Consider the following 16476-nt stretch of genomic DNA (forward strand, 5'->3'; position numbering starts at 1 on the left):
CGGCGCAGTGGCGTGCGGGCCGAAGGAACCCCATGCCCGAAACCCTGTCCCTGGCGCTGTGCAAGCCCGACGAGATGGCCCGGCTGCGCGAGCAGCTGGGGCAACCCGGCCTGATGGGGCGCAGCATCGAATCGCTGCGCGTTTTTCTCGAGCCGCATCTCGCAAAACCGAGCGACATTCCCGGGCATGGTGAGGCGGGCAGTTATGCGCACAACCAGCACCAGCTGAACTACCGCCTCTGTGAAACAGCCGGCACGCTGTTCCAGATCACCGGCGAGCAGTGTTATGCCGACCTGGCTGCCGACCTGCTGACGCGGTATGCCGATTGCTACCTCGGCCTCGGTTTCCAGAAGGCAAAAAATACCAACCCGGCCGGGCGGATCTTCCACCAGATCCTGAACGAGAACATCTGGCTGCTGTCGATGTCGATCGGCTACGGCAGCATCAGGCACACGCTGAGCGCCGGGCAGTGCGCCCACATCGAGCAGCAGTTGCTGCGCCCTGCGGTCGTGATGATGACCGAGCTGTATGCGCACGATTTCGCGACCATCCACAACCACGGCCTGTGGGGCGTCGCGGCGGTCGGCACCTGCGGGCTGGTGATCGGCGACGAGCGCTATGTACAACTGGCGCTCGACGGCCTGGCCGGCGACCGCAAGACCGGCGGCTATCTGGCCGAGATCAGCCTGCTGTTCGCGCCGTCGGGCTACTACATTGAAGGTCCGTATTACCACCGCTTTGCAATGCGCGCGTTGCTGCTGTTCGCAGAGGCCTTGCACACGCACCGCCCGGATCTGGACATCTACAACTTCAACGATCAGGTCATTCGCACGACGATCCGCGCGCTGCTGGCGGTCGTCACCCCCAACGGTTGCCTGCCGGCGCTGAACGATGCCTCGCGGACGATGGGCATCCATGACGAAGGTCTGCTGATCGCCGCCGCCGTCTACAACGCCCGCTACGGCGATGATCCCGCGGTGTTTGCGCTGGCCCGCCAGCAAGGCCAGGTCTGGGTTCATCCTGCGGCGCTCGGCCTGGCGGCCGCTGCCGATGCATTGCAAAGCGATGCGCTGCCGTTCTGGCCCAGCGTCGAATTGAACGAAGGCCCGGCCGGCGACAAGGGTGCCCAGGGCATTCTGCGGGCGAAAGCGTCCGATGGCGACATCAGCCAGGTGCTGATGAATTACGGCCAGCACGGCATGGACCACGGCCACTTCGACACGCTCGGGATCACGCTGTTCAACCGTGGCGAAGAGGTGCTGCGCGAATACGGCTTTGCCCGCTGGCTCAATGTCGAGCCGAAATTCGGCGGCCGTTATCTGCCGGAAAACCTGACTTGGGCGCGCCAGACGGTGGCGCACAACTGCGTCACCGTCGACGGCCGATCGCAGAATGACGGCGACCGCAACCGGGCCGACCAGGTTCACGGCCTGCCGCACTTCTTTGTCGGCTCCGGCGCGGTGCAGGCAATGAGTGCGATGGCCAACGATCATTTCGTCGGCGTCGCGATGCAGCGCAGCCTGCTGCTGGTGACGCACGAGAAACTCGACACGCCGGTGCTGGTCGACCTGTACCGCCTGCGCAGCGACACCGAACATGTCTACGACTATGCGGTGCAGTACGCCGGCCAGATCACCGAGACGAGCGCGCCGGTCGACTACAACCGCAGCCAATGGACGGTGCTCGGCGAAGCTTCCGGCTACCAGCACCTGATGGGTGTCGCGAACAGCCGCATCACCGAGCCGTGCAGGATCACCTGGTTGCAGGGAAAACGCTTCAACAGCTGGCTCAGTGCAGCGACCAGCGGCGAACTGCTGTTCGGTCAACTCGGCGGCAACGATGCCTCGTTCAACCTGCGGCGCGACACGACGCTGATCCTGCGCCAGCGCGGCAGCAAGCACCTGTTTGCATCGGCTTTCGAGACGCACGGCTTGTTCGACGAGCCGAGCGAGCGCTGCCACGGCGCGCGCGGCGAATTGACGCAGATCCGCGTCGTCGGCCACGACGACCAGGGCAGCGTCGTCGAACTGACAGGCCGGCAGTTGCGCTTGCTGGTGATGGTCAGCAACCGCGCCGATGTCACGGCGCAGACCGAACATGAAGTCCGCTTCGACGGGACGACCTACCGCTGGACCGGGTTCTTTGCCTGCGAAGCCGTGGCGTAGGCGGCGCCGAAGGCAGGCCTCGCGTGGTGATGCGACATCGGGCGGCGGCTGCTGGGGCCGTGGGCATCGCGCTGCTGATCGCAGGCGCAGTTTGCGCTTCGGAAACGCCGGCTGCCCGGTCCGCTGGCGCGCCGCATTCCGCGGTCGCCGTTCCTGCGGGCAACCCGGGCTTGCGCGAGCGCGATGGCAGTGAGCACCGGCGGCATCAGCGCAATATCGCGCCGAACCGCATCGATGTCGTGCAGCGCGCTGCCAGTCTCGGTTTCAGGATCGATCCGGCTGATTCGGAACACGACGACCAACCGGGCATCGACGCCGTGCTTGCCGATGCCGCGACCACCGCCGGCAGCACCGTCTGGTTTCCGGACGGCACCTACAACCTGTTGAGCGGATCCGCGCGGCAGCCCAACGCCCACATCGTGCTCGTCAAGTCGGGCGTCAACCTCGAGGGGCAGAGCCGGGAACGGACGATTCTGAAGTCCGGATTCGACGATCAGGGGCGCAACAGCGTCTACGGCATGTTGCTGCAAGGCGTGCACGATGTCGTGATCGCCAACCTGACCGTCACCAGCAGCTGGAACAGAAACTATTCCACCGACAGCCGCAGCAACAATCCCGATGCCGGCGGCCTGACCTATTCGATCGCGACGAGCTCGGCCGGCCATCCGACCTACAACGTGACGATCGACAATGTGCTGGTCGAAAAATTCCGCCGCATGGGCGTGCGCATCGGCGCCGGGTCACACGACATCGTCGTGACCACTTCGCTGGCGCGCAACGCCACCGATGTCGGTGGCGGCGGGGCCGGCTACGGCTTCGTGATCCAGGGTGATAAGCACAAGACAGCGAAGACCAATCCCTACCTCGGCAGGCCCGATCAGGATACCTATTTTGTCGTGCTGGACGGTAACCGCACCGACGGCCCGTACATCCGCCATGCGGTGATCATCCAGTACTGGGCGCACAACAACCTGGTGACGCGCAACACCTTCGAAGGCACGCAGCTCGATGCGATCGACCTGCATGGCGAGGACGAATATGCAAACGAGGTTTCGCACAACACCGTGATTGCATCACAGCGGGCCGGCATCGGGCTCGGCAATTCGGGTGCGACCCACGACAAGACCGGCGTCGACAACTGGATCCACCACAACGAGCTGACCGGCTGCGCCTGGGGCATCACGGTGCAATACGGCACCGAGCGCAGCACGATCGAGCACAACCTGATCCGCGACAACACCGCGCTGGCGCATCCGCCGGTCGCCGGCGTGATCCTCGGCAACAGTTCAAACAGCGTGCTGCGCAACAACCGCTTCGTCAACAACACCGTCGAAGGATTTTCGGCGATCGTGCTGAAGGACGACCGCGCGATGGGCGACGAAGCCGCTGGCGGGCCGCGCAACTGGACGATTCTCGGCAACAGCGTCATCAACAGCGGCACGCCGCTTGTCGACACCTCGAAGCTCGGCTCCGGCAATGTGGTCCAGCCCTCGTGGTGAGTGGCACGCGATGGCAGGATAGCTAGCGCCGCCGCGCCGGCCAGTCGGCATACCGGGCGATCGCGCGGGCCGGGCCGTGGCCGAACCAGGCATAGCCGTTGCGCCGCTCGACGCTGAGTTGTTCGACGTCGTGGTGCACACGGCCGTCACGGTCGCCGAAGATCGGCTGCAATGTCGTCAGGTCGTGGAAACGCGCCCACAGCAGCGGCGCCCCGGCCTGCGGCAGCAGGCTGCGTGCTTCGGCGCCATCGATCCGCTGCCAGCGCCGGTTTTCGATCGCGAGCGCCTGCAGCGTGGCGATGCCCGATTCGACGGCATCGACGATGCGCGGGCCGGGGGCCGGCAGCGCCATCAGATAAAGCAGCACGCGCGCGCTTTCGGCGCTGGCTAGCGCAGCGGGCTCGTAGGCTCGCGCGCCGACCGGTGCGTGCGAGACCGCGTCGTAATGCTGTGCCCACAGGGTCTTGCGCCCGTCGATCACGACCTGCAGCTGCAGCAGCGCGTCGATCGCGCGTTGCTCGGCCTGCACGGCGCGGCTGCGGACATCTGCCGGGACAAAACGCCAGTCGGGCTCGCCGCGGGCAATCTCGCCGAGCAGCTCGGCGACATTGACCATCGCATCGTCGTTCAGCGTGATCGCATCGTGGTAACCACCCTGCAATGGCCAGACCTGCGGCCAACCGCCGGCGGGATACTGCGCGTCGAACAGATAGCCGATGCCGCGCAGCGCACTGGCGCGGTAGACCGCGGCTTCCTCGTCCGGCAGCTGCTCGGCGACCTTGACGAGGAAACGGATCTCGGTGACGGTGGCGCCGTTGTCGATGCTGCCGACATGTCGCCAGGACGGCTGCCCGGACCCCGGCTCGACTGCGACGAACCACTGGCCCGGCAGCCGCGGCGGCCGGTCACGCGGCTGATTCTTGCCCCAGCCGCCGGCCGGTGTCTGGAAGCTGATGATGTTGTCGGCAACCTGCCGCGCCGCCGCCGATCCGTACCAGTCGGCTGGCCTGTCGAGCGGCATCGTCTCGAGGCCGCGACCCGTCGCAACCGGCTCCGGCAGCGGGCCGGTCAATGGGTAGCGTTCGGCAGCGAGCACCGCCTTGTCGGCCGCCATCCGCGCCCGCGAGCGCGACAGATGGTCGGCCCGGTTGCCGCGCTGCGTGCTGGCCGGCTGCTGCGGCTGATCGCGTTCAGCGCGACCGGCCGCGGGCTCCTGCGCGCACAGCGGCGTGTTGCCCAATGCGAGCAGCAGCAGCGCTGCGCTAGTCGCGGCTGTACGAGACATTCCTCATCGTGACCTTGGCCTCGACGATGCCGTAGGCGGCGTAACAGCCGGCAAACGGGCTGCAGTTCTGCAGGCTGACCGGATCCTGCGATTGCAGATAGTTGCCGAATTTCAGATACGACGCGCCACCGTCGGCGACCGCAGCGGTCTTCGTGCGGCCGAACGCGGAGACGCTGACATTGCCGCGTTGATTGCTGACCGACAGCTGGAAGGTGTTGCCGCTGACGATCGTGCCGAGCGCCATCTTTTCCTCGCTGCTGCTGCCGGCCGGCAGGATGCGCACATAGACGTCGAAGATGCCGTCGTTGGCGACGCTGTTCAGAAAGCCCGATTCCGCCGAGTCGGCGACATAGACCTTGACGATCGTGCCGGTGCCTTCGGCATGGTACTGGGTGATGATCGTCTTGCCGCCTTTCGACAGATCGACGGTGAAGTCGGCGACCAGTGTTTCGCTGGTTCTCGTCATCCCGGTGCGCAGCCTCGATGGGATCTTCAGTTCATGCCGCCAGCCGTGGCCGTTGCTGGTCGTGTACTGGGCTGCCAAGGCGTCGAAGACCATCGCGCAGCCGTCGGCGGAGTATGGGCTCGGCCCCTCGACCTCGAAGGTCGATCTGAGGTTCTGCGGGATCGGCTGGCAGCCGGTCGGCGCGGCAAGCGGCCCCGGCGCGGCCGCGGTTTCGCCGCTGCTGCCACCACCGCCGCAAGCGCTCAGCAGCACGATGGCCGCGGTGGCCCACGCAGCTGGCAAAGGCCTGCAAGCGCCGGGTATCTTCATCTTCATCTTGGGGGTCCGATTGAAAAACGACGCCGGACTGCCGATCAAGGCAGTGGCGTCGCTGGAGATGGGGTGGAACTCGCCGGCCGCCACCGCTGGTGCGATGCCGGCGCGGCCTTGGCGGTCAGAACTGCGCGAAGCGGGCAGCCACCTGCGACGCGGTCAGGCCGACGTTGTACATGCGGAATTCGTCGAGCTGGCCCTGGAAGTTGCCGGTATCGGTGCTTTGCGTGGTGGTCGTTCCGCCGACCTTGAAGTTGCTGCACTCGACGTTGGTCGGGCCGGTGCTCGACGCCACCGGGTTGACGATGCTGGCGGTGTACGGCGTCGTGCCGACCAGCGAGCCGTTGACGTAGATGTTCATGTTCGCCTTGTCGTAGCTCGCGACGACATGCGACCAGGCGTTGTCGGGCACCGGGGTCGTCGACGTGACGGTGCCCTGGGTGCCGTTGATCGCGAAGACCAGCGTGCCGTTGGTATTGAGCTTGAACGAGTAGCCGGAGCTCGACGAGTTGTAGGTGCAGCCGGCGACCGAACTGGTCGACACGCTGACCAGCGTGTCGGCCTTGCTGGCGCTGTGGCCGGCCGGGCGGATCCACATCTCGATGGTCATGCCGGCGCTCGACGCGAAGCTGTAGTCGCCGCTGCCGGTCTTGACGATCGGGTAGTTGGCCGCGGTGGCGTCCTGCGTCATCTTCACCGACTGGCCGAGCTTGCCGGCGACGCTCGTGAAGACGTTGCGCGCTGCGGTCGTCGAGCTCGGCACCAGCGTGTCCTTCAGCGCATAGGCCGAGGTCGCGGTCGAGATCACGCCGGGGAAATTCAGGTCGTCGAACTTCCACTCGCCGACCGGCGTCGGGACGCCTGGTGCCGGCGCAGGTGCGGGTGCGGGTGCGGGTGCGGGAGACGGGGCCGGCGAAGGTGCCGGTGCAGGTGCAGGGGAGGGAGCCGGAGCGGGCGAAGGCGCCGGCGACGGGCTCGCCGTCGGCAGCTTGGAATCGCCTTCGTAGCCGCCGCAGCCTGCCAGGCCAACCATCGAGGCGAGGAAAAAACTTGCTGCGAGGCGGTTCTTGTTGGCGTTGCGTGAGGTCATGTGAAATCTCCTGTTGAAGCTCGTGACGACGCGGGCGGTCGTCTGCCGATGCGGCTGCTGCCGCACCGGCATCGGTTGGTCAGAATTGCGCGAAGCGGGCCGCGACTTCGGCGGCGGACAGGCCGACGCCGTAGATGCGGAATTCGTCGAGCTGGCCCTGGAAGTTGCCGGTATCGGTGCTCTGCGTGGTGGTCGTTCCGCCGACCTTGAAGTTGCTGCACTCGACGTTGGTCGGGCCGGAGCTCGACGCCACCGGGTTGATGATGCTGGCGGTGTACGGCGTCGTGCCGACCAGCGAGCCGTTGACGTAGATGTTCATGTTCGCCTTGTCGTAGCTCGCGACGACATGCGACCAGGCGTTGTCGGGCACCGGGGTCGTCGACGTGACGGTTCCCTGGGTGCCGTTGATCGCGAAGACCAGCGTGCCGTTGGTGTTGAGCTTGAACGAGTAGCCGGAGCTCGACGAGTTGTAGCTGCAGCCGGCGACCGAGCTGGTCGACACGCTGACCAGCGTGTCGGCCTTGCTGGCGCTGTGGCCGGCCGGGCGGATCCACATCTCGATGGTCATGCCGGCGCTCGACGCGAAGCTGTAGTCGCCGCTGCCGGTCTTGACGATCGGGTAGTTGGCCGCGGTGGCGTCCTGCGTCATCTTCACCGACTGGCCGAGCTTGCCGGCGACGCTCGTGAAGACGTTGCGCGCTGCGGTCGTCGAGCTCGGCACCAGCGTGTCCTTCAGCGCATAGGCCGAGGTCGCGGTCGAGATCGCGCCGGGGAAATTCAGATCGTCGAATTTCCATTCGCCAAGCGGTGTCGGCACCGTGACGGGCGCAGGGGCAGGCGCGGGAGCCGGAGCGGGAGCCGGAGCCGGAGCCGGAGCCGGAGCCGGAGCCGGAGCCGGAGCCGGAGCCGGAGCCGGAGCCGGAGCCGGAGCCGGAGCCGGAGCCGGAGCCGGAGCCGGAGCCGGAGCCGGAGCCGGAGCGGGTGCCGGAGCGGGTGCTGGAGCCGGTGCGGGAGCGGGTGCAGGCGCAGGCGCGGGAGCAGGGGCTGGCGCGGGAGCAGGTGCAGGTGCAGGTGCAGGTGCAGGTGCAGGTGCAGGTGCAGGTGCAGGTGCAGGTGCAGGTGCAGGTGCAGGTGCAGGTGCAGGTGCAGGTGCAGGTGCAGGTGAGGGCGAGGCTGCGCTGCTTGGGGTGGCGGTGGAGGTCGGGTCCTCGCCGTCGTAGCCGCCGCAGGCCGACAGACCGATCATGGAGGCGAGCGCAAAGCTCGAGGCCAGTCGGCAGGAAATGCGGTTTTGTCTGGTCATCTGGATTGACTCGAAGGGGTGGGTTGTTGCCCCGCTTGCAGGCGAGGTCGACGGGTTGGAAACAACAAAGGGAACGCGGCCCGGAGCGAATTGTGTATAAAAATAGTGTATCGATACACCACGTTTACCCTAGGATGTGTTTTTTGTTCGATTCAGTGTGTTGACATCGCCAAAGCGGCGCGCTCAGCTGGCCAGCTTGCGCGAGATCGTCGCCGGGAACGCGAGCGCGCCGGCATAACGCGCCTGGCTGCCCAGTTCCTGTTCGATCATCAGCAGGCGGTTGTATTTCGCGGTGCGTTCGGAGCGGCACAAGGAGCCGGTCTTGATCTGCGTTGCCGCCGTTGCCACCGCGATGTCGGCGATCGTCACGTCCTCGGTTTCGCCGGATCGGTGCGAAATCACCGAGGTGTAGCCGGCCGCCGTCGCCATCGCGATCGCTTCGAGCGTGCGGCTCAGCGTGCCGATCTGGTTCGGCTTGATCAGGATCGAGTTGGCGATGCCGTCGTCGATGCCACGTTGCAGGATCTCGGTATTGGTGACGAACAGATCGTCGCCGACCAGTTGCACGCGCTGGCCGAGACGCTCGCTCAGCAGCGCCCAGCCTGACCAGTCGTCCTCGGCCATGCCGTCCTCGATCGACAGGATCGGATGGTTGGCTGCGAGCTTCGCGAGGTAGTCGACGAATTCGGCCGACGAGAAGCTCTTGCCTTCTGCCGACAGCCGATAGCTGCCGTCGTGGTGGAATTCGGAACTCGCGACATCGAGGCCGAGCCAGATGTCCCTGCCGGCCTCGAGCCCGACGACGCGGATCGCCGTCAGGATCGCATCGAGCGCCGCCTCGTTGCTCGGCAGGTTCGGTGCGAAGCCGCCTTCGTCACCGACCGCCGTTGCCAAGCCGCGGGCTTTCAGATCGGCCTTCAATGCATGGAAGATCTCGGTGCCGAATTGCAGGGCCTCGCCGAAGCTCGCCGCGCCGACCGGCAGGATCATGAATTCCTGGATGTCGATGTTGTTGTCGGCATGGGCGCCGCCGTTGATGATGTTCATCATCGGCACCGGCAGCACGAAGCTGTCGAGATCGCCGGCCAGTGACCGGTAGAGCGGCACGTTGGCGTCAGCGGCGCGGGCCTTGGCGGCCGCCAGCGAAACCGCCAGCAGCGCATTGGCGCCGAGCCGCGACAGGTTGGCGCTGCCGTCGAGTTCGATCATCGCGCGGTCGATCGCCGCCTGGTCGCCGGCGTCCAGCCCGGCGAGCGCGCACCGCAATTCGTTGTTGACATGGCCGACGGCGCGCAGCACGCCCTTGCCGGCATAGCGGCGGCGATCGTTGTCGCGCAGTTCGACCGCTTCGCGCGAGCCTGTCGACGCGCCCGAGGGCACTGCCGCAAAGCCGGTTGCGCCGCTGTCGAGCTCGACGGTCGCGGCGACGGTCGGGTTGCCGCGCGAATCGAGCAGTTCGATGCCGCGGATGTCCTTGATGCTTGCCATGATCTTCAGGCCTTTGCGATGTGGAGGAAGTTGGTGCTGCCGACGACGCCGAACGGCATGCCGGCTGCAACGACAACGTGGTCGCCGCTGCTGGCCAGCGTTTCATCGCGGGCGATGGCGCAGGCGGTCTCGATCATCTCGGGCACGTCGCTGATCGCGTGGTCGGAGAAAACCGAATGCACGCCCCAGGTCAGCGCAAGCCTGCGCGCAACCTGCAGATCCGGCGTGATGCTGAGGATCGCGGCCTGCGGCCGCTCGCGTGCCGCGCGCAAGCAGGTGGCGCCGGAGCGGGTATAGGTGACGATCGCAGCGATCGGCAATACGCGCGCGGTTGCGCGCATCGACAGGCAGACCGCATCGGCGACGGTCGGCTGCGGCTTCTTCTGCGATGCCTCCATCAGATCGCGGTAGTGCGGATCCGACTCGACCTCGGCGATGATGCGGCTCATCATTGCGACCGCCTCGACCGGATAGTTGCCGGAGGCCGACTCGGCCGACAGCATCACCGCATCGGCGCCGTCGTAGACCGCGGTCGCGACGTCGGAGGCCTCGGCGCGCGTCGGCACCGGTGCGGCAACCATCGATTCGAGCATCTGCGTGGCGACGATCACCGGTTTGCCGGCGTCGCGGCAGGCGCGGACGATCTGCTTCTGGATGCGCGGCACCCGCTCGGCCGGCAGTTCGACGCCGAGGTCGCCGCGGGCGACCATCACCGCATCCGAAGCCTCGACGATTGCGGCCAGCGAATCGATCGCCGCCGGCTTCTCGAGCTTGGACATCACCCCGACCCGGCCCTTGACGATGTCGTGCACCTCGTGCAGGTCGGCAGCACGTTGCACGAACGACAACGCAACCCAGTCGATGTCGAGCGTCATGCCGAAGTCGAGGTCGGCGCGGTCCTTCGGCGTCAATGCGGAAATCGGCAGCAGCACCGACGGCACGTTGACGCCCTTGCGTTCGGACAGGCGGCCGCCGTTGACGACGACAGTTTCGGCGAAGTCGGCGCCGCAGCTTTGCACCGACAGCCGGATCTTGCCGTCGTCGAGCAGCAGGTCGGTGCCGGCTTTCAGCGCGGCGAAGATCTCCGGATGCGGCAGCGGCGCGCGGTGCTGGTTACCGGGCTGCGGGTCCAGATCGAGCCTGAAGCGCTGGCCTGCGACCAGTTCGACCGGTCCATCGGCAAAGGTGCCGACGCGCAGCTTCGGCCCCTGCAGGTCGAGCAGGATCGCGATCGGTCGGTCGCGTTCGCGTTCGATCTCGCGGATGTAGTCGACGCGTGCGCGGTGCTGCTGATGCGTGCCGTGGCTGAAGTTGAGCCTGAAGATGTCGGCGCCGGCATCGAACAGCGCGCGGATCGTCGCGAAGTCCGAACTGGATGGGCCGAGGGTCGCAATGATCTTGGCGCGGCGTTGGCGATTCATGGTTGTCCTTTCGGGCGGTTTTCCGTCGTGATGGTTGTTGGCGAAGGTCAGACCGAAGCCGCGCAGTGCTCGCAATGCGAAGCGATGGGTCGCGACCGGCAGCTCGGGTGCATCCGGTGCGCGCCGCGGCGCCGGCCGCAGGCCGAAGCGCCGCTGCGGTGCTCACAGGATGAAGCCGGTGTTGATGAAGGTCGAACGGTGGTCGTGGACGATTGCGTTCAGCAGCTGCTTGTTCGCATCGCTTTGCTTCGTCGCGACCATCGAGCGGATCGAGAACGCGCGCAGCGCATCAGATACCGACAGCGTTCCCTCGGCCGAATCCTTGCGGCCGGCAAACGGAAACACATCGGGCCCGCGCTGGCACTGGCAGTTCAGGTTGACGCGGCAGACCTGATTGACGAGCGGGTCGACCAGCGCACCGATCTGCTGCGGGTCGTTGCCGAAGATGCTGACCTGCTGGCCGTGGTCGGAGGTGATCACGTAGTCGAGCGCCTCGTCAACCTCATCGAAGGCCATCACAGGCACCACCGGGCCGAACTGCTCCTCGCGGTAGAGCTTCATGCCCTCGCGAACCGGATAAACGACTGCCGGATAAAACAGCGTGCCGCAGGATTCACTACCACCCGGGTTGACGACCCGGGCCCCGTTGGCGACCGCCTCGTCGATCGCCTCGCGCATGTAGGCGGTGCGATGCGGGCCCGGCAGCGGCGTGATGCTGACGCCGTCGGTCCACGGCATGCCGACCACCAGCTTGTCGAGTGCGGCAACAAAGCGGCGCAGAAACTCGTCGACGATGCTGCGGTGCACGATCAGCATCTTCAGCGCGGTGCAGCGCTGGCCGTTGAACGACAGCGCGCCGAGCAGGCATTCGCGGACCGCGAGATCGAGATCGGCGTCGGGCAGCACGATCGCTGCATTCTTCGCATCGAGGCCGAGGATCGCGCGCAGCCGGTGCGACTTCGGATGCTGCTTCTTCAGGTGATCGGCGACCTTGCTGGATCCGATCAGCGCCAGCACGTTGACCTTGCCGGATGCGAGCATGCGCGGCACGACGACCGCGCCTGGCGCATAGACGGTATTGACGACGCCGGCCGGAAAGGCGCTGCGGAAGGCCTCGAGCAGCGGCTCGAACAGCAGCGTGCCGTATTGCGGCGGCTTGAAGACGACCGTATTGCCCATCAGCAGCGCCGGTATCAGCGTGCAGAAGGTTTCGTTCAGCGGGTAGTTGTACGGCCCCATGCACAACACGACGCCGAGCGGCGTGCGCCGCACCTGGCCGATCGTTCCTTCGACGACGGTGAAACGCGAGTTGCCGTTGTCGAGTTCCTTCAGCGACTCGATCGTCGCCTGGACATATTCGACGGTACGGTCAAATTCCTTGCGCGAATCGGCGAGGCTCTTGCCGATCTCCCACATGATCAACTTGACGATCAGTTCGCGTTGCGCGGCCATCTGGCGGACGAAATCCTGCATGCAGGCGATGCGCCCGGCCACCGGCATCGTCGGCCAGGCGCCGCGTCCGTTGTCGTAGGCGCGCACCGCGGCGTCGAGGATCGCGTCGCTTTCGGCTTCACCCATCACCGGATAACTGCCGATCTCGATCTGTTGCACGCTGCCGTCCGGCTGACGTTCACAGATCGGCGAGCGTACGGTCTTGACCGCGCCGTCCCAGCGGGCGAGTTCGCCGTCGATCACATAGTGACGCTGGTGGATCGCCTGGTTCATGCGATGGGCTTGCGGGATCTGCTCGAGCAGCGGGAAACAGGCGCTGAGCTGCGTGCTGGAGGTGGTCATTGAATTTCCGATCGAGGAGTGGGCGTCGCAGCCGCGTGCAAAGCGAGCCGCTTCAGTTGCCGCGCAATGCGGCCATCAGTTGGGAGCGATCCGGCAGCCCGTCGCAGTCGCCGGGAAACTGCACGACGCGGGCACCAATCGCATTGCCACGGGTAGCCGCCATCCGCAGGTCCTGGCCTTCAAGCAGCGCGCTGATTACCCCGACTGCGAAGCCGTCGCCGGCGCCGACGGTATCGATCACCTTGCCGACCCGCTGGCCTGGCACGGTGCCGCGGCCATGGCGATCTGCGAAATGGGCGCCGTCGGCGCCGAGCTTGACGACGACTTGGCTGGCGCCGCGCTCGAGGTAATAGTCGGCGATGCCGTCCGGCGTCTGGCGGCCGGTCAGCAAGCGGCCTTCGGCAAGCCCGGGCAATACCAGGTCGGCGCGCGCCGCCAGCTGGTTCAGCGTCTCGATCATCGCCTGCTGCGACGGCCACAGGCTGGGCCGCAGGTTCGGATCGAAGGAGATGCTGCGGCCGCCTTCGCGCGCCTGCTCGGCCATCTCGAAGACGAGTTCGCGAACGCCGTCGCCAAGAGCAGGGCTGATGCCGGTCAGGTGCAGATGGCGCGATACCGCGCAATAGGACATCGGGTTGTCGGCCCGGCTGAGCCGGCTCGCTGCGGAACCCTTGCGGAAATATTCGACCTTCGGATCGCTGCCGTCGGTCTGCAGCGACTTCAGCATGAAACCGGTCGGCCGTTCGGCGTCGATCGTCACGCAGCTGCGGTCGATGCCCTGGGCGTCGAGGAACGACAGCAGGTGCTGGCCGAAGCTGTCGTCACCGAGGCGGCTGATGAAGCCGACCTGGAAACCGAGCCGGGCGAGGCCGGTGGCGACATTCAGCTCGGCGCCGGCGGTCACGCGGTGGAAGGAATCGACGGTTGCGAGCGGGCCGCTGCGGCCGGCGATGAACAAGGCCATCGCCTCGCCGACGGTGACGACGTCGAGTGGCATCTCGCTGCTCATGGCCTGGTTCCCGCGTCGCCGGCAGGTCGATAGACCAGCATCGTCACATGGCCACCGGTGCGGGCATTGAAGATGCGTTTGCCGAGCAGGCCCAGCGGGTCCTTGGCGAAGCGGGCGCGGTAGAACTCGGCCCAGGCCTGGTCGCCACGCCCGGCTACGAACGCGCGCAGATCCATCTTCTTGCCGTCGCTCGGCGGATTGGCCTGGTGAGCGGCCAGTGTCTTGCGCAGGAAGTCGATCGCCAGGTGCAGGTCGCGGCCGTCCACCTTGTGGGCATACAGGTCCACACCCTGCTGCGCGGCGATCTCGGCAATCATCACCAGCGGCAGCAGCGCATAGTTCTGGTAGTGCAGCGCCTGCTCGTGGCGGGCCATCTCGAGCGGCCAGCTGCCGTCGGCGGCCATGTGCTCGATCGCCAGCGCATATCGGCCGAGTCCCCAGCGGAACAAGTCGTTGTCGTTGGCCAGCACGCCGATCATCGTCGCGTGCAGACCGCGCCAGTAGGCGTGGTTGTTGCAGCAGGTATTTTCGCCGCCGGGGTAGCTGATCTGCTTCTTCGAGACCCGGTGCAGCCAGTCGATCACGGCCTTCAGCCGCGCCTGGTCGAGACTCGGCTCGGCAACCACCTGCGACAACGCCAGCGCGGCCGCCGAGGCCGACCATTCGGCCTGGTACCAGGCCTGGTTCGACGCACCCTTCGCGGTCGATATCTCGTAGCCGAGCAAGGCATCTGCCTTTGCCCAGCGCTCCAGATGATCGAGCAGGCATTGCGCAAAACGCGGCTCGCCGCTCGCCACATACTGGTTGGCGAGCGTTGCCGAAATGCTCTCGAAATCGCGGTACAGCTTGACCGTCGCCTCGTAGTCCGGATGCAGCGGGCCGTGGTTGCCGCTTGCATAACGCGGCGGGATCACCATCGCACCCCTCGGCGCTTCCAGTGCCGGCTCAGCCGCGCAGTCGGTCGCTTTCGGCAGGCTGGCGCGCAGCGTCGGGTCGGCCGGTTCACGCAGCAGCTTGCTGCGCTGCGCGACATCGATAAACGAGGCCCGCGGGTTGCTGACCTCTGCCGTGTCGAATGGGGCAGCGGCGGCCACACCCAAGCTCAGACCGCCCAGCAATGCGGCGAGCAGCGATTGAAGGCGAGCCGGCCGGCATGCGGAGCTGGCTCGACGCAGCGACGCCGCGATCGACAGGATCGTCGGGCCATCGGTGCGGGGAAAGGGTGCAATGGGCATTGCGGTGGATCCTGTGGTTGGCGCATGCAGGGAACATGCGGTAGCAAACGAAACGACGTTAGTGTATCGTTACACCAATCATCTGCGCAGCCCCGGGTAAACCCTTACAGTGCGGAGCAGGGATACAGTTGCATCCGGAATCGGCTGTTCGCGCAGGGCCCGGGCCTGTCTCCAGGCATGTGCCTTGAACCGGTCGCCGACGCCCCACGGTATTTGTCGTGCAACGTTATTTCTCAAACCGTCCAGACTGTCGTACACCATGAAAACCATCCAGGATGTGGCCGCGCTGGCCGGCGTTTCGGTGAGCACGGTCTCCAATGTGCTGAACGACCGCGAGGCGCGGATGCGCCCGGAGACGCTGGCGCGGGTCAAGGCGGCGATCGCCGAACTGGGGTTTCGGCCGAACCATTCGGCACGGATGCTGAAGACCGGACACATGCCGATGATCGGCCTGATGGTGCCGACGATCGCCAATCCCTTTTTCGGCGTGCTCGCGCGTTGGGTCGAGGAGGCTGCGCAGGCGCGCGGTTACGGCGTGTTGTTGTGCAACACCTACCGCAATGCGCAGCGTGAGCGCGATTACGCCGAGGCCTTCATGGCGCAGGGCGTGCGCGGCGTCATCCTCGGCGCCGCATTGATCGCACAGGAACACCTGGTGCCGTTGATCGGGCAGGGCCTGGCCGCGGTCAGCCTGGATCGCGGAACGAGTTCCGACGGTCTGCTGCGCGACTCGGTCAGCGTCGACAACGGCCAGGCCGGCGCGATGGCTGCCGAGCATCTGATCGGCCTCGGCCACAAGCGCATCACCTTCGTCACGGCGGCATCGAATTCGGTCAACCGCGTCGCGCGGCAGGAAGGCGCACAGCTGGCCTGCATGCGTGCCGGCGTCGAGTTCGACGTCCACGTCGGTTCGACAGACGGCGATTTCAACGAAAACGAGATGGTCGAACTCGGCTGCAGTGCTGCAGTTGCCACGCAGGAAAAGGGCAACCCGGCGACGGCGCTGATCGGTGTCAACGACATGGTCGCGATCGGGCTGCTCGCCGGCCTGCGCCGTGCCGGCGTCGATGTGCCGCGGCAGGTTTCAGTGATCGGTATCGACGGGCTGTTTCTCGGCAACTATGTCAGTCCGCCACTGGCGACCGTCGCGCAGCCGATGGAGGCGATTGCTCAGGCAGCGGTCGAGCACCTGTTGAACCGCATGATGCGGCTCGACATGGAGCCGCGACAGGTCATCTTCTCACCCGAGCTGCTGGTCCGCAGCTCGACCGGGCCGGCGCCCGGCAGCGCTCGGCGAGGCCGCAAGAGCGCCTGATCGGGGTTCGAGGGTTTTTACTAGTGCAACGTTACACCAGACGACCTATCATTGCGTTGTGTATCGATGCACCACCTCTTCGAATCCAAGGACC

12 protein-coding genes are annotated in these 16476 nt (G+C 66.2%); 3 read left to right on the top strand and 9 right to left on the bottom strand.

Annotation, left to right across the window (positions count from 1 at the left end):
- The first annotated feature begins 32 nt into the window (after positions 1–32).
- Both ACNH6H_RS23325 and ACNH6H_RS23330 read left to right on the top strand, forming a co-directional pair.
- Positions 33–2165: a heparinase II/III domain-containing protein gene (locus ACNH6H_RS23325; protein WP_418320661.1), complete on the top strand. Its 2133-nt coding sequence runs from the start codon at positions 33–35 to the stop codon at positions 2163–2165.
- A gap of 170 nt (positions 2166–2335) precedes the next feature.
- Complete coding sequence (locus tag ACNH6H_RS23330; RefSeq protein WP_418320662.1) at positions 2336–3664, top strand: right-handed parallel beta-helix repeat-containing protein; 1329 nt, start codon at positions 2336–2338, stop codon at positions 3662–3664.
- Between the two features lie 22 nt (positions 3665–3686).
- On the opposite strand, the gene pelA is transcribed toward ACNH6H_RS23330, so the two are convergent.
- The 9 genes from pelA to ACNH6H_RS23375 all read right to left on the bottom strand — a co-directional run bounded on the left by pelA (position 3687) and on the right by ACNH6H_RS23375 (position 15067).
- Positions 3687–4949 (bottom strand): pectate lyase, encoded by a 1263-nt coding sequence (gene pelA, locus ACNH6H_RS23335; RefSeq protein ID WP_418320663.1) that lies wholly within the window; start codon positions 4947–4949, stop codon positions 3687–3689.
- Positions 4927–5730 (bottom strand): polysaccharide lyase family 7 protein, encoded by an 804-nt coding sequence (locus ACNH6H_RS23340; RefSeq protein ID WP_418320664.1) that lies wholly within the window; start codon positions 5728–5730, stop codon positions 4927–4929. The genes pelA and ACNH6H_RS23340 overlap by 23 nt, the downstream gene beginning before the upstream one ends.
- A 118-nt stretch (positions 5731–5848) precedes the next feature.
- Complete coding sequence (locus tag ACNH6H_RS23345; RefSeq protein ID WP_418320665.1) at positions 5849–6817, bottom strand: LamG domain-containing protein; 969 nt, start codon at positions 6815–6817, stop codon at positions 5849–5851.
- Positions 6818–6896: 79 nt separating this feature from the next.
- Positions 6897–7634: a LamG domain-containing protein gene (locus ACNH6H_RS23350; RefSeq protein WP_418320666.1), complete on the bottom strand. Its 738-nt coding sequence runs from the start codon at positions 7632–7634 to the stop codon at positions 6897–6899.
- A 669-nt stretch (positions 7635–8303) separates the two neighbouring features.
- Positions 8304–9608 carry a phosphopyruvate hydratase gene (eno, locus tag ACNH6H_RS23355; protein WP_418320667.1) on the bottom strand — a complete coding sequence of 435 codons (1305 nt, stop codon included), beginning with the start codon at positions 9606–9608 and terminating at the stop codon, positions 8304–8306.
- A gap of 5 nt (positions 9609–9613) precedes the next feature.
- Positions 9614–11029, bottom strand: coding sequence for a pyruvate kinase (pyk, locus tag ACNH6H_RS23360; protein ID WP_418320668.1), 1416 nt, complete (start codon positions 11027–11029; stop codon positions 9614–9616).
- A gap of 162 nt (positions 11030–11191) precedes the next feature.
- Positions 11192–12823, bottom strand: coding sequence for an NADP-dependent glyceraldehyde-3-phosphate dehydrogenase (locus tag ACNH6H_RS23365; RefSeq protein WP_418320669.1), 1632 nt, complete (start codon positions 12821–12823; stop codon positions 11192–11194).
- Positions 12824–12875: 52 nt separating this feature from the next.
- Positions 12876–13832 (bottom strand): sugar kinase, encoded by a 957-nt coding sequence (locus tag ACNH6H_RS23370; protein WP_418320670.1) that lies wholly within the window; start codon positions 13830–13832, stop codon positions 12876–12878.
- Positions 13829–15067 (bottom strand): alginate lyase family protein, encoded by a 1239-nt coding sequence (locus ACNH6H_RS23375; protein ID WP_418320671.1) that lies wholly within the window; start codon positions 15065–15067, stop codon positions 13829–13831. Before ACNH6H_RS23375 ends, ACNH6H_RS23370 begins: the two co-directional genes overlap by 4 nt.
- A 259-nt stretch (positions 15068–15326) precedes the next feature.
- Between ACNH6H_RS23375 and ACNH6H_RS23380 the strand changes: the two genes are divergently transcribed.
- Complete coding sequence (locus ACNH6H_RS23380; RefSeq protein WP_418320672.1) at positions 15327–16382, top strand: LacI family DNA-binding transcriptional regulator; 1056 nt, start codon at positions 15327–15329, stop codon at positions 16380–16382.
- The last annotated feature ends 94 nt before the right edge of the window (positions 16383–16476 follow it).

Origin of the sequence: Pseudideonella sakaiensis, assembly GCF_048320135.1 — a bacterium.
GTDB classification, from domain to species: domain Bacteria; phylum Pseudomonadota; class Gammaproteobacteria; order Burkholderiales; family Burkholderiaceae_C; genus Ideonella_A; species Ideonella_A sakaiensis_A.

Bases quoted from the DNA above. Each gene is read 5' to 3' on its own strand.
- ACNH6H_RS23325 (WP_418320661.1), top strand. From the start codon at position 33: ATGCCCGAAACCCTGTCCCTGGCGCTGTGCAAGCCCGACGAGATGGCC.
- pelA (WP_418320663.1), bottom strand. From the start codon at position 4,949: ATGTCTCGTACAGCCGCGACTAGCGCAGCGCTGCTGCTGCTCGCATTG.
- ACNH6H_RS23340 (WP_418320664.1), bottom strand. From the start codon at position 5,730: ATGAAGATGAAGATACCCGGCGCTTGCAGGCCTTTGCCAGCTGCGTGG.
- ACNH6H_RS23345 (WP_418320665.1), bottom strand. From the start codon at position 6,817: ATGACCTCACGCAACGCCAACAAGAACCGCCTCGCAGCAAGTTTTTTC.
- eno (WP_418320667.1), bottom strand. From the start codon at position 9,608: ATGGCAAGCATCAAGGACATCCGCGGCATCGAACTGCTCGATTCGCGC.
- pyk (WP_418320668.1), bottom strand. From the start codon at position 11,029: ATGAATCGCCAACGCCGCGCCAAGATCATTGCGACCCTCGGCCCATCC.
- ACNH6H_RS23365 (WP_418320669.1), bottom strand. From the start codon at position 12,823: ATGACCACCTCCAGCACGCAGCTCAGCGCCTGTTTCCCGCTGCTCGAG.
- ACNH6H_RS23370 (WP_418320670.1), bottom strand. From the start codon at position 13,832: ATGAGCAGCGAGATGCCACTCGACGTCGTCACCGTCGGCGAGGCGATG.
- ACNH6H_RS23375 (WP_418320671.1), bottom strand. From the start codon at position 15,067: ATGCCCATTGCACCCTTTCCCCGCACCGATGGCCCGACGATCCTGTCG.
- ACNH6H_RS23380 (WP_418320672.1), top strand. From the start codon at position 15,327: ATGAAAACCATCCAGGATGTGGCCGCGCTGGCCGGCGTTTCGGTGAGC.